This window comes from Agrobacterium tumefaciens, from assembly GCF_005221325.1.
Classification (GTDB): domain Bacteria; phylum Pseudomonadota; class Alphaproteobacteria; order Rhizobiales; family Rhizobiaceae; genus Agrobacterium.
The window spans coordinates 888,164-900,916 of the sequence record NZ_CP039888.1 but is presented as its reverse complement, the minus strand read 5'-3'; the positions used below and the strand labels follow the sequence as shown (position 1 = coordinate 900,916).

Annotated in this window: 12 protein-coding genes; 9 read left to right on the top strand and 3 right to left on the bottom strand. The window is 58.8% G+C overall.

Going from position 1 to position 12,753, the window contains the following annotated elements; genetic code table 11:
• Window positions 1–201 precede the first annotated feature (201 nt).
• Window positions 202–1,128 (top strand): Gfo/Idh/MocA family protein, encoded by a 927-nt coding sequence (locus tag CFBP5499_RS04780; protein WP_080825374.1) that lies wholly within the window; start codon window positions 202–204, stop codon window positions 1,126–1,128.
• A gap of 129 nt (window positions 1,129–1,257) precedes the next feature.
• On the opposite strand, the gene CFBP5499_RS04775 is transcribed toward CFBP5499_RS04780, so the two are convergent.
• Window positions 1,258–1,707 carry a DNA polymerase III subunit chi gene (locus CFBP5499_RS04775; RefSeq protein ID WP_080825375.1) on the bottom strand — a complete coding sequence of 150 codons (450 nt, stop codon included), beginning with the start codon at window positions 1,705–1,707 and terminating at the stop codon, window positions 1,258–1,260.
• A gap of 25 nt (window positions 1,708–1,732) precedes the next feature.
• Window positions 1,733–3,226, bottom strand: a complete 1,494-nt coding sequence (locus CFBP5499_RS04770; RefSeq protein WP_080827387.1) for a leucyl aminopeptidase — start codon at window positions 3,224–3,226, stop codon at window positions 1,733–1,735.
• Between the two features lie 298 nt (window positions 3,227–3,524).
• Between CFBP5499_RS04770 and CFBP5499_RS04765 the strand changes: the two genes are divergently transcribed.
• From CFBP5499_RS04765 to CFBP5499_RS04730, 8 genes are all read left to right on the top strand, one after another.
• Entirely contained in the window at window positions 3,525–4,694 is a 1,170-nt protein-coding gene (locus CFBP5499_RS04765) for an LptF/LptG family permease (RefSeq protein ID WP_080825376.1), read from the top strand.
• Window positions 4,691–5,779 carry an LPS export ABC transporter permease LptG gene (gene lptG / locus CFBP5499_RS04760; protein WP_080825377.1) on the top strand — a complete coding sequence of 363 codons (1,089 nt, stop codon included), beginning with the start codon at window positions 4,691–4,693 and terminating at the stop codon, window positions 5,777–5,779. The genes CFBP5499_RS04765 and lptG overlap by 4 nt, the downstream gene beginning before the upstream one ends.
• Window positions 5,779–8,160 carry an LPS-assembly protein LptD gene (locus CFBP5499_RS04755; RefSeq protein WP_080825378.1) on the top strand — a complete coding sequence of 794 codons (2,382 nt, stop codon included), beginning with the start codon at window positions 5,779–5,781 and terminating at the stop codon, window positions 8,158–8,160. The genes lptG and CFBP5499_RS04755 overlap by 1 nt, the downstream gene beginning before the upstream one ends.
• A 296-nt stretch (window positions 8,161–8,456) precedes the next feature.
• Window positions 8,457–9,404, top strand: coding sequence for a peptidylprolyl isomerase (locus tag CFBP5499_RS04750; RefSeq protein ID WP_080825379.1), 948 nt, complete (start codon window positions 8,457–8,459; stop codon window positions 9,402–9,404).
• Window positions 9,405–9,430: 26 nt separating this feature from the next.
• On the top strand, window positions 9,431–10,453 hold the full coding sequence (gene pdxA / locus CFBP5499_RS04745; RefSeq protein ID WP_080825380.1) for a 4-hydroxythreonine-4-phosphate dehydrogenase PdxA: 1,023 nt from the start codon (window positions 9,431–9,433) through the stop codon (window positions 10,451–10,453).
• Window positions 10,453–11,283, top strand: a complete 831-nt coding sequence (gene rsmA / locus CFBP5499_RS04740) for a 16S rRNA (adenine(1518)-N(6)/adenine(1519)-N(6))-dimethyltransferase RsmA (RefSeq protein ID WP_080825381.1) — start codon at window positions 10,453–10,455, stop codon at window positions 11,281–11,283. Before pdxA ends, rsmA begins: the two co-directional genes overlap by 1 nt.
• A 90-nt stretch (window positions 11,284–11,373) precedes the next feature.
• Entirely contained in the window at window positions 11,374–11,628 is a 255-nt protein-coding gene (locus CFBP5499_RS04735; RefSeq protein WP_080825382.1) for a type II toxin-antitoxin system Phd/YefM family antitoxin, read from the top strand.
• The gene (locus tag CFBP5499_RS04730; RefSeq protein ID WP_080825383.1) at window positions 11,621–12,070 is read left to right on the top strand and encodes a type II toxin-antitoxin system VapC family toxin; all 450 of its coding nucleotides are present in this window, start codon (window positions 11,621–11,623) and stop codon (window positions 12,068–12,070) included. The genes CFBP5499_RS04735 and CFBP5499_RS04730 overlap by 8 nt, the downstream gene beginning before the upstream one ends.
• 16 nt (window positions 12,071–12,086) lie before the next feature.
• On the opposite strand, the gene gmk is transcribed toward CFBP5499_RS04730, so the two are convergent.
• Window positions 12,087–12,749 carry a guanylate kinase gene (gene gmk, locus CFBP5499_RS04725; RefSeq protein WP_080825384.1) on the bottom strand — a complete coding sequence of 221 codons (663 nt, stop codon included), beginning with the start codon at window positions 12,747–12,749 and terminating at the stop codon, window positions 12,087–12,089.
• Window positions 12,750–12,753 lie beyond the last annotated feature (4 nt).

Below are 12,753 nucleotides of genomic sequence, written 5' to 3'. Positions count from 1 at the left end.
AAATGACGCTTATCCAGAAAAATACTTACTGCACTGCACCTATTATTAATTTCGAATATACAGTTAAATATTACGCCACATCCCGGCGATACAAAAAATGACGCGACGGGCTGGATCATCGCCTTGCCCCTTCGGCTGTTTCTGCTAAAAACCCGTAAAGTCACACTTTATCCCATGCAGCACTCAAACGGATTCCTCTCCATGTCAGCCACCAAGCTTGCCATCGTCGGCGTCGGCAAAATCGTTCGCGACCAGCATCTTCCCGCCATCGCAGGCAATCCGGATTTTGAATTGATCTGCACCGCGAGCCGCCACGGCACCGTGGACGGTGTTTCTTCCTATGGCACCATCGAGGCCATGCTGGAGGCAGAACCGGCGATCAATGCGGTTTCACTGTGCATGCCGCCGCAATATCGTTACGAGGCGGCTTACGCGGCGCTGAATGCCGGCAAGCATGTTTTCCTTGAAAAACCTCCGGGCGCGACACTTTCGGAAGTGCAGGATCTCGTTCGCCTGGCGGATTCGAAGGGCCTTTCGCTGTTTGCCAGCTGGCATTCCCGTTATGCACCGGCGGTCGAGGCGGCGAAGGCGTTTCTGGCCTCGACGAAAATCGACAGCGTGCATGTCATCTGGAAAGAGGATGTTCGCCATTGGCACCCGAACCAGGCCTGGATCTGGCAGGCGGGCGGTCTCGGCGTGTTCGATCCCGGCATCAATGCGCTGTCGATCATCACCCATATCCTGCCGCGCGCGCTGTTCCTGACCAAGGCGACGCTGGAATTCCCGGAAAACCGCGACGCCCCGATCGCAGCCGACCTGCATTTTTCCGACGTTGCGAAAACGCCTGTCCATGCCGAATTCGACTGGCGCCAGACCGGCAAGCAGAGCTGGGATATCGTTGCCGAAACGGCAGCGGGACAGATGGTGTTGTCCGAAGGCGGCGCGAAGCTCTCGATCAACGGCGAGGAAAAACTGTCCCAGCCGGAACGGGAATATCCGGCTCTTTACGAGCGCTTCGCCGAGATCATCAAGGCGAGCCGATCGGACGTTGACCTCGCGCCATTGACCCATGTGGCCGATGCCTTCCTGCTCGGCCGCCACAAATTCGTGGATTCCTTCTACGACTGAGAAGCCTGAACGCTTCCCGGAATACAAGCCTCAGAGGGCGCGGCTGACGAAGCGGTCGCGCCCTGTTTTTTTGGCTTGTTACAGGCTTAATCGCCGCTGCGACAGAAGTGCCGTCCGATCCTTGGCGGATCAGGCCTTTTTCTGCCAGCGACCTTCCGGCGACTGCTGCCAATAGGTCAGGGAATGCCCCTCTGCCTTCAGCGTTTTCCAGTGGTTACGCGCCATTTCCAGCTGGTAGGCGTCATATCCGTCGAACATGAACACGACACGCTCATAGGTCTCCACCGGCGGCGGCTCGGCGCCGTCGACCAGAAAGCGCACGTTTGCCGCATTGCCGTTTTCGACCGATGCGGTCAAAAGAATCGGCTGGCTCTGCGGTGCAGGTGAAGCGTCGGTGGCGTGCGGCAGGAAACTATCGTCGCGAAAGGTCCACAGATGTGTCTCGAGGAAATCGCGGCGCTCCTCGTCCACCGTCTGGATCGCGACCTTCCAGCCGCGTTCCAGCGATTTCTCGAGCAAAGGCGGCAGCGCGTCCTCCAGCTTCGATTCCGTCAGATGGTAGAACAGAATTTCAGTCATTCGCAGACTTGCCGCTCCGCTCGCTTCAATCTTCGTAGTGGGCACGAACGAGTTCGTTCAGCAGACGCACGCCGTAGCCCGATCCCCAGGACTGGTTGATCTCGGTCAGCGGCGAACCCATGGCAGTACCGGCAATATCAAGATGCGCCCACGGTGTTTCGCCCACGAAACGTTTGAGGAACTGCGCGGCAGTGACGGAGCCCGCCAGCCGGCCGGAACTGTTCTTCATGTCGGCGAATTTGGAATCGATGATCTTGTCGTAATCCTTGCCGAGCGGCATGCGCCACAGCTTCTCGGCCGTCGCCTCTCCCGCCTCAGCAAGCCGCGCGGCCAGTTCGTCGTCATTGGAGAAAAGACCGGCTTGCAGATTGCCGAGCGCGACAGTGATCGCGCCCGTCAGCGTGGCGAGGTTGATCATGAATTTCGGGTTGAAGCGATCCTTGGTGTACCAGAGCGCATCGGCCAGAACCAGCCGGCCTTCGGCATCGGTATTGATGATCTCGATGGTCTGGCCGGACATGGAGGTGACGATATCACCGGGACGCTGGGCATTGCCATCAGGCATGTTTTCCACAAGGCCGATGACGCCGATCACATTTGCCTTGGCCTTGCGGGCCGCGAGCACATGCATCAGGCCGGTGACCGCAGCAGCGCCGCCCATATCACCCTTCATATCTTCCATGTTGAGGCCGGGCTTCAGCGAAATGCCACCGGTGTCGAAAACGACGCCCTTGCCGACGAAGGCAATGGGTTCATCTTTCTTGGAACCGCCGTTCCACTGCATGACCGCCAGCCGCGGCGGGCGGGCCGAACCCTGCGCAACACCGAGAAGCGCATTCATGCCGAGCTTCTTCATCTCCTTTTCGCCGAGAATCTCGACATCAACGCCGAGCTTGCGCAATTCCTCAGCCTTTTCGGCGAATTCGACGGGACCAAGCACGTTCGGCGGCAGGTTGACGAGATCACGCGCCAGTACCACGCCGCCAGCCACGGCTTCCGACACGGCAAACGCCTTTTCCGCGTCCTTATGGGCGGCGGTTACGATGGTGACGTCGACTTTCTTCGGCGTCTTTTCGTCATCGGATTTCTTCTTGGTCTTATAGGCATCGAAACTATAGGCGCGCAGCAGCAGGCCCAGCGCGAAATCCGCGGCCGCTTCGGCGCTCACCTCAACGCCCGGGGCATCGAGATAGATAACGACCTTGTCCGACTTCTTGAAATGGGCAGCCGCGGTGCCGCCGGCGCGCAGCCAGTCATGGGCGACCAGCTTCGACGGCTTGCCGAGCCCGATGACGAGCAGCCGGTCGGCGGCGGAACCCTGCGGCGCGATGACGTCGAGCGTCGCCATCGCCTTTGCGGAAAAGCCGGAAATCTTCGACGCCCTCTCGATCACACCACCCGGATCAGCCTCGGAAGCACCGGCGACGGCCTGCGCCTCGCCCGAGGCCTGCAGCACGATGGCCAGGGCATTTTCCAGCGAGGCGGAATTGGCGAAAGAAATATCGAATTTAGCGGACATGTTTTCCTGCTCTTCTTCTACAACTTGCACGATGCGCGTGATCATGGCCTTTTCGGCCCGGGGCGCAACCCCGCATTCTTTAAAGGCCTACAGTCGTTAAAGGAAAGGCATTTTTGTGGACGACGATATCACGTCATGAAACCGACAGCTTGTTCCACAAAAAGACACAGGGCGTGGAAAAATCATCGCGCAAAACATATTTGTGAGCATGCCGGAATAGCCAATCGCCAACGATGCTATTAGATAGGCGGAAATTCGGCGAGCGATCGCACGAAAAAACAATGTCGAACAGGGCCGTATGAAGCTTCTCGAGAACTATATCCTGCGGCGGACAACGCAGATGTTTCTGGTCGCGCTGTTGCCGGTGCTGGCCATCATCTGGACCATCCAGGTTCTCCAGAGAATCAATCTCGTCACCGATACGGGCCAGTCGATGGGTTCCTTCATGGCGCTCGCGACGATGATCCTGCCGACGCTTATCCCCGTGGTGCTGCCTTTCGCGCTTGTCATCGGCATCACCCAAATCTTCACGACGATGAACAATGATTCCGAGCTTGCCATCATCGATGCGGCCGGAGCGCCGCGTTCGGTGATGTATCGCCCGGTTCTCATTCTGGCCGCCGTTCTCAGCCTGTTTTCCTTCACCATCACCAATTTCATCGAGCCGCCCGCCCGCAATTCCGCGCGGCAAATGGTGGCTGCCGCCTATGCCGATCTCTTGTCTTCGGTCATCGAGGAAAAGACCTTCCGCACTATTCAGGACGGCCTGTATGTGCAGATCGCCCAGCGGCAGGGCCGCATCCTCAAGGGCCTGTTCGTGGCCGACCGTCGCGATCCGAATTTCGACCTTATTTATTATGCCAAGGAAGGCATGATCGATGAAAGCGGCACGTCGCTGACCATGCGAGACGGCGAAGTGCAGCAGAAGACGCCCGACGGCAAGGTCTCGATCGTCAAGTTCCTGTCCTATGCCTTCGACCTTTCGACCATGTCGGAAAAACAGGATTCGGAGCCGTCGCTTTCGCCCGGTGATGCGAGCCTCAGCTTCCTTCTCTCGCCGGACGAGAACAATGCGAGCTACAAGCGCTCGCCGGAGACCTTCCGCAGCGAGTTGCACAAGCGTCTGTCGGACTGGATGTTCGCCTTTTCCTTCGCGCTGATTTCGCTCGTCATCGCCGCCGATTCCCGGTCGCACCGCGAAGCGCGCCTGCATCCGATGGTCGCAGCGCTGGTGACGGCCTTCATGCTGCGCTGGCTCGGTTTTTACGTCACCAACCAGATCAAGCAGAGCGCTGCCTTCATTCCACTGGTCTATGCCGTGCCGGGTCTCAGCGGTGCCGCAGCTGCCTTCGTACTGATGACCGGCCGCAAGCCGAAAATGCCGAAGGTGATCGCGGATGCGGCGGGTCGCCTGCGCCGCCTCTTCTCCAGCCGAATGGCAAAAAACTCGGGGAGCGGTAGCCTATGATTTTCAACACGCTCGCCCGCTATTTCCTGAAGCGATATCTGATCACCGCAGTCTGGTTCCTGCTCGGCGTATCGTCGATCATCTATCTCGCCGATTTCAGCGAAACGGCTCGGCGCATGTCCGGCCTGCCCGGCTACTCCGTTCCGGCCGCCCTCGGCCTGACGGCGCTTCGCCTGCCGCTGATCCTGCAACAGACCGTTCCCTTCATCGCGCTTTTCGTCGGCATGACGACGCTGATCTCGCTCAACCGGCGTTACGAACTGGTGGTGACGCGTGCGGCCGGCATTTCCGCATGGCAATTCATCCTCCCTTTCGTGCTCGGTGCGGTTTTCATCGGTATCCTGTCGATCATGGTCCTCAACCCCATCGCCGCATGGGGCCAGAACAAGTCGCTGGCCATGGAGGCCGGCCTGCGCAACGAAGCAGGCGGCGGCCGCCAGCAGGAGATCATTCCGTGGATGCGCCAGTCGAGCGGCGGCCAGGATACGATCATCGGCGCCAAGAGCTTCGAAGACAACGGAACGATGCTTCTCGACGTGGTTCTCATCGACCTCGACAAGGACGGAAACATCGTCTCGCGGAAGGATGCGAAGTCGGCTAAATTGGAAGATGGTTACTGGCTTCTTAACGGCGTTTCGGAAACGCGCGCCGGACATGTGCCAGTTCGGCAAGAAAGCACACGGATCAGTACCAATCTGAGACGGGAATTCGTTCAAGAGCGCATGACGCAGACGGAAACCGTTGCTTTCTTTGACCTTTCTCACAAGATCGAAGTTGCAAAGTCCTTTGGACTATCTTCAAAGGCGCTTGAGACGCAGTATCATTTCCTGCTATCGACGCCCCTGCTTCTGGTCGCGATGACCTTGATCGCCGCGACCGTTTCATTAAAGTTCAGCCGCTTCGCCCAATCGCGCTCCGTGATTCTGGGTGGAATCGTTTCCGGCTTCGTGCTTTATGTAGTAACCGTGCTCGTAAGGGCATTCGGGAGTGGTGGTGTTGTCCCTCCCAGCGTCGCTGTCTGGGTTCCAGTCATCGTGGCGTTGGCTTTGGGGGCAACCATTCTGCTTCATCAGGAGGACGGCTAGTGGCGGTATATGACCGCGGGAATATCAGGCGGCTTTGGACGGCCCTTCTGACAGGTGCCGCTGTGTGCGCGTATTTGGCATCCAGCCCGGTCGCTTTCGGCCAGGATGGACTGCTCGCGTCGGCAAGCCAAGACGATTCGAAACTCCTGCTTACAGCAAATGAACTGACCTATAACCGCGATGCCCAGCGCGTCATCGCGAAGGGTGTGGTTCGCATGAAATATTCGGGCTACCGCATGGTGGCCCAGCAAGTGGAATACAACCAGCAGACCGGTCGCGTGATTGCCCATGGCAACATCGAACTGGTCGAGCCGGGCGGCAACAAGATCTATGCCGACGAAATGGACGTCACCGACGATTTCGGTCAGGGCTTCGTGAATGCCCTGCGCGTCGAGACCACGGACAATACCCGTATCGCGGGCGAAAGCGCCGAGCGTCTCAACAGCGACATGATGGTCCTCAACAACGGCGTCTACACCGCCTGTTTGCCTTGCGCCGAACGCCCTGAAAAGGCGCCGCTATGGCAGGTCAAGGCTGAGCGCGTCATTCAGGACGGCAAGACCCATACGGTGCGGCTGGAAAAGGCCCGCCTGCAGCTTTTCGGCCATTCGATCGCCTATATCCCGTTCCTCACGGTTCCGGATAATACGGTCAAGCGGAAGTCCGGTTTCCTGTTCCCGCAGATGAGCATGACCAACAAGCTCGGCTTCGGTATCGGTGTCCCCTATTTCCAGGTTCTGTCCGATACGTCCGACGTCACGGTCACGCCGACCTATTACACAAAACAGGGCCTGCTTCTCCAGGCCGAGTTGCGCCAGCGTTTCGAAACCGGCATGCACACGCTGACGATTGCCGGCATCAGCCAGCAATCCTCGGATACGTTCATCTCCGGAACGAGTGACGCGTTGAACGATGAGCGCGGCATGGTGGCGACGAAGGGTGATTTCAGCATCAATCCCCGCTGGGCCTTCGGCTGGGATGCCATGGTGCAGACCGACAATAACTTCTCGCGTACCTACAGCCTGAAGGGTTACAAGAACGACGTCCAGACCAACCAGATTTATCTGGCCGGCACTGGCGAGCGCAACAGCTTCGATGCCCGCGGTTATTACTTCAACGTTCAGGACACGGATAATTCGGAGCTCAAGGAACGCAAGCAGGCGATCGTTCATCCGGTCGTAGACTATCGTTACTTCCTGCCGGACCCGATCTATGGCGGCGAGCTTTCGCTGACCACGAACTTCACGAGCATCAGCCGTACGACGCAGGATTCTTACGCGATGGGCGGTTTCCCGCGCTTCAACGGTCTGGAAGGCTCGTATACGCGCCTGTCAACCGAAGCGGAATGGAAGCGCACCCTCACGATGGATAGCGGCCTGCAGATCACGCCGATCCTTGCAGCGCGCGGCGACGCGCTGTGGACCGACATGACCGCGGCGAGCTTCACCTCCGGTGGCACCTCCTATGCTTATGAAGGCATGATCCATGACGATGCGGCGTTGCGCGGCATGGTCACCGGTGGCCTTGAAGTGCGTTATCCCTGGCTGTTCACGGCCCTCAACAGCAGCCATGTGATCGAGCCGATCGCGCAGATTTTCGTGCGGCCGAACGAGCAATATGCCGGTCGTTTCCCGAACGAGGATGCGCAGGCCTTCGTATTCGACGCTACCAACCTGTTCGAGCGCGACAAGTTCTCCGGCTTCGACCGCATCGAAGGCGGCACGCGTGCGAATATCGGCTTCCGTTATAACGGCACGTTCGACAATGGTTACGGCATTCGTGCGATTGCCGGTCAGTCCTTCCATCTGGCGGGCGACAATTCCTTCGCCTCCTACGACCTTCTGAATGTGGGCGCCAATTCCGGCCTCGAATCCGATCGTTCGGATTATGTCGCCATGGCTGCCTTCGATGCACCGATCGGTCTTTCGCTGTCCTCGAGCCTGCGTCTCGACAAGGACAATTTCGAAATCAACCGGTCGGAAACGGGCATCAGCTATTCGGATCGCCGCATCAACGGCAAGCTCAGCTACACGCAGGTCAAGGCACAGCCGGAATACGGCTATAACGAAAACCGCGATATCATCCAGGCTTCCGGTTCGCTGCGCATGGACGACAACTGGTCGCTGTTCGGCTCGATCAACTACGATCTGAACGGAAAATTTGCCGCCGAGCGCCGTATCGGCATTGCCTATCAGGACGAATGCACGATCTTGACGGTCAGCTACTCCGACGAGGGTAATATCAATTCCAGCCGCCAGGCCGCCAATGACTGGTCGATCAATGCGCGCCTCGCCTTCCGCACGCTCGGCGACGTCAGCGTCGGTTCGGCCAATGAGGACTGGAATGACATGGACATCGGCTGGAAACCAAACAACTACTGAGTTTAAAGGCAGGTCACGTAACATCGTGGCCTGCCTTTTTGCCATTTGGTCAGTAAAGCCACGGTTTCGCCGCAACAACACGCCAGTGTCGGCCGGACATGAAACCTATCGGGTTTTCTTTCAACAAACCGACACATTGCCGTCTTGTGGATCGCGATGATATATACGTGGCAAATTCGTGTTGCGGATGCGCAAGGTGCAGGTCTGAAAAGCCGGGGAGTTCGATATTCCCCGCTTCGGGCGGAACAGATTGGCGGAACAGGGCAAGGACCCTGGCCGACGAAAGGGAGAAGCATATGATGAATTTCGGAAAGTCGGCTTTGCGTGGCGCTGCTTTTGCCTTTGCGATTTTCGCCGTTCCCATGGCCATTGTGCCTTATGCCGGCCAGGCCTTCGCCGACAGCACCGTCAAGATCGTCGTCAACAAGACCCCCATCACCAATGATGATATCGCAAGACGCGTAGCCTTCCTCAAGCTGCAGCGCCAGTCCGGCAATCTCAACGAAAAAGCCCGCGAGCAGCTGGTCGACGAGGCATTGAAGCGCGAAGAGATCGGCCGCGTGAAGATGTCGGTCAGCACGCAGGACGTCGACGCCGCATTCGCGCGGTTTGCCGGCAATAATAAAATGAAGCCCGAGCAACTGACGAAAGTGCTTGCACAGGCAGGCGTCGGCGCCGAGCACTTCAAGGCCTTCATCGCCGTTCAGATGAGCTGGCCGCGCCTCGTCAACGCCCGTTACGGCGCGCGCGGCAAGATGTCGAACCAGGATCTCGTCACCCGCCTGAAGGAGCGCGGCGAGAAGCCCGTGACGACAGAATATTTCCTGCAGCAGGTCATCTTCGTCATCCCGGAAGCGAAGCGCAACGCCATTACCGGCAAGCGCAAGGCCGAGGCTGAAGCCTCGCGCAAGCGCTACCCCGGCTGCGACCAGGCCATGAGCTTTGCCGCAACGATGCGTGACGTGGCAATCAAGGACCTTGGACGCATTCTTGCGCCGGAGCTTCCGGAAGACTGGAAGGCGCTGATCGAAAAGACCAAGGAAGGCGGCACCACCGGCACGCGTGTGACCGAGAAGGGCGTCGAATATCTGGCCATCTGCAAGCAACGTCAGGTTTCCGACGACTATGCCGCGGAAATGGTGTTCAAGGCCGAAGACCTGATGAAGGCCAAGGACGGCGAAAACCCGAACGAGAAGAAATATATCGAGGAACTGCGCAAGAAGGCGCAGATCGTCAACACCTGATATTAATACGAGAACCGGGTCTTTCCGTGACACATGCATCCCTGCCGCTTGCCCTGACACAGGGAGATCCAGCCGGTATCGGCCCCGATATCGCCATCAACGCCTGGGCGAAGCGCCGGGAGAATGGCGTGCCGCCGTTCATCTTCATCGGCGACCCCGATGTGGTGGCAAGCCGCGCGGCGATGATCGGTGTGCCGGTCAATATCGAGACCTGCGATACGGAAGACGCTGTCAGCTTGTTCGAGCGGGCTTTCCCCATCCTTCCCCTTCCTGTCGGTTTTGAAGTACAGGCGGGTCAGCCGCATGTCGGCGCTGCCCATGCGACGATCAAGGCCATCGAGATGGCCGTTTCCCTGACGGTCGAAGGCAAGGCTGCGGCTGTCGTCACCAACCCCATTGCGAAATCCGTGCTTTACGAAGCTGGTTTCGGTTTTCCCGGTCATACGGAATTTCTGGCCGATCTCGCCCTGCGCCAGACGGGCAAGCCGGTAACGCCGGTGATGATGATTGCCGGCCCGAAGGTTCGGGTCGTGCCGGTAACCATCCATATTCCGGTGAAAGACGTATCGGCCGCCCTGACGGAAGAGTTGATCGTCACGACATGCCGGATCATCGATACCGATCTGCGGGAAAAATTCGGCATAGCGGCGCCGCGTCTGGCTGTCGCAGGCCTTAACCCGCATGCGGGTGAGGATGGCGCGCTGGGCACAGAGGATCGCGATGTGGTTCATCCGGCGACCATACGGTTGCGGAAAGACGGCATCGACGCTTTCGGTCCCCTGCCCGCCGACACCATGTTCCACGATGCCGCCCGCAAGCGTTATGACGTCGCGGTGTGCATGTATCACGATCAGGCACTCATTCCGGCCAAGGCGCTCGGCTTTGACGATTCGGTCAATGTCACGCTGGGTCTGCCCTTCATCCGCACCTCGCCCGACCATGGCACCGCCTTCGGCATTGCCGGCCAGGGCATTGCCAATGAGGCGAGCCTCGTGGCGGCGCTGACGATGGCGGCGGAGATTTCCGTCCGCAGCCGGGTTGGCGCTTAATGGCCGCCATCGATGGACTGCCACCACTGCGCGATGTCATCCAGCGCCATGGGCTCGATGCGAAGAAATCGCTCGGTCAGAATTTCCTGTTCGACCTCAATCTGACCCAGAAGATCGCCCGCACCGCCGGGCCGCTCGATGGGGTGACGGTGATCGAAGTCGGCCCCGGTCCCGGCGGCCTTACCCGTGCCATTCTGTCGCTCGGTGCGAAAAAGGTCATCGCCGTCGAGCGCGACAGCCGCTGCCTGCCCGTTCTTGCGGAAATCGAAGCGCATTATCCCGGACGGCTCGAGGTCATCGAGGGCGATGCGCTGAAGACGGATTTCGAAGCGCTGGTTCCCGCCGTGGAGCCCGTGCGCATCATCGCCAACCTGCCCTATAACGTCGGCACACAATTGCTGGTCAACTGGCTGCTGCCGAAGGCGTGGCCGCCCTTCTGGCTCTCCATGACGCTGATGTTCCAGAAGGAAGTCGGCCAGCGTATCGTAGCCGAAGAAGGCGACAATCACTACGGCCGTCTTGGCGTTCTCGCCGGCTGGCGCACCGTTTCGGAAATGGCCTTCGACGTTCCGCCCCAGGCATTCAGCCCACCGCCAAAGGTGACTTCGACCGTCGTGCACCTTTTGCCGAAGGACAAGCCATTGCCCTGCGACGTCGCCAAGCTTGAAAGGGTCACGGAAGCAGCCTTCGGCCAGCGCCGCAAGATGCTGCGCCAGAGCGTGAAGAGCCTTGGCGGAGAAACGCTGCTGGAAAAGGCCGGGATCGACCCTACACGACGGGCGGAGACATTGTCGGTGGAGGAATTCGTGACGTTGGCGAACTGCCTTTAAGGCAAGGTCAGGCAGACGGCAACGACGGAGGTTGCTTGCAACTCTGCGCTCTACTATTGTGTCCATATATGGTCATTTTTGGAGGCAAATATGTCGAGCATGAGCGTTGCCGAAGCAAAAGCCGGTTTTGCCACACTGATCGATGAAGCAGCGAAGGGCGAGTTCGTGACGATCACTCGTCACGGCAAACCGGCAGCGGTGCTCGTTTCCGTTGAGGCGGCCGAAGCAGCAAAAAAGGCGCTGAAGACACCGCCCGCCAATTTCGGTGATTTCCTGCTAACCTATCCGGGCGGCGTGGATCTGTCGCGCAATCCATCGACCATGAGGGAAATCGATTTTGAGTAACGGCTTCCTGCTCGATACCAATATCATATCCCGATTTGCTCCCGACAAGCCCATCCCATCCGAAGCGACCCGCACATGGTTCCATGTGCAGGGCGAGGCCGATACACTTTATCTGTCAGCGATGACCGTTACGGAAATCCAAAAGGGAATAGGATATCTTGTTCGCAAGGGCGCCGTCGATCGCGCCAAACGTCTGAACGGCTGGCTGAGTTCTCTGACCGAAAACTTCGGAGATCGAATATTGCCAATGGATGTCGCGGTTGCCCGTGTAGCGGGAGCGATGGAGGATATTGCAAACAGCAAAGGCCGTCATCCCGGCCTTGCCGACCTGATCATTGCCGCCACCGCACAAGTCTATAATCTGACCGTGATAACCGAAAACCTGAAGCACTTCATTCCGTTGGAAATTCAAGTCGATTTGCCGGCCTCACTCCAGAAATAGAACAAAACGGCTTCCCTCAGAGCTTCGGCTCTTCCTCAAGCAACGCCCTCACGAAGTCGAACATGCCGTGGCGGCGGTCGCGGCGGACGCGTTCGGCCTTGACGATCGCTTCTATGCCCTCGAAGGCGGCCTGCAGGTCGTCGTTGAGGATGACATAGTCATAGTCGCGCCAGTGTTCGATCTCTGAGCGGGAATTGAGGAGGCGGGTCTTGATGACCTCTTCGGTATCTTCGGCGCGGCGGTGCAGGCGTGACTGCAACTCGGTCATGGTCGGCGGCAGGATGAAGATCGAAACGACGTCAGCCTTCATCTTGTCCTGCAGCTGCTCGGCGCCCTGCCAGTCGATATCGAACAGCATGTCGCGGCCGGCGGCCATCGCCGCTTCGACCGGCTCGCGCGGCGTGCCGTAGAAATTGCCGTGGACTTCGGCCCATTCCAGCAACTCGTCACCGTCGCGCATGCGCTCGAAATCACGCTTGGAGATGAAGTGATAGTGGATGCCTTCGATCTCGCTCTGGCGGCGCGGACGCGTCGTGACGCTGACGGAAAGGCTGATGTTCTTGTCTTTCTCGAGCAGGTTGCGCGCGATCGTGGATTTGCCTGCGCCCGATGGCGAAGAAATCACCAGCATCAGCCCTCTGCGGGCAATCGTGACGGGAGAATTATTCACCGGGACCATGGGG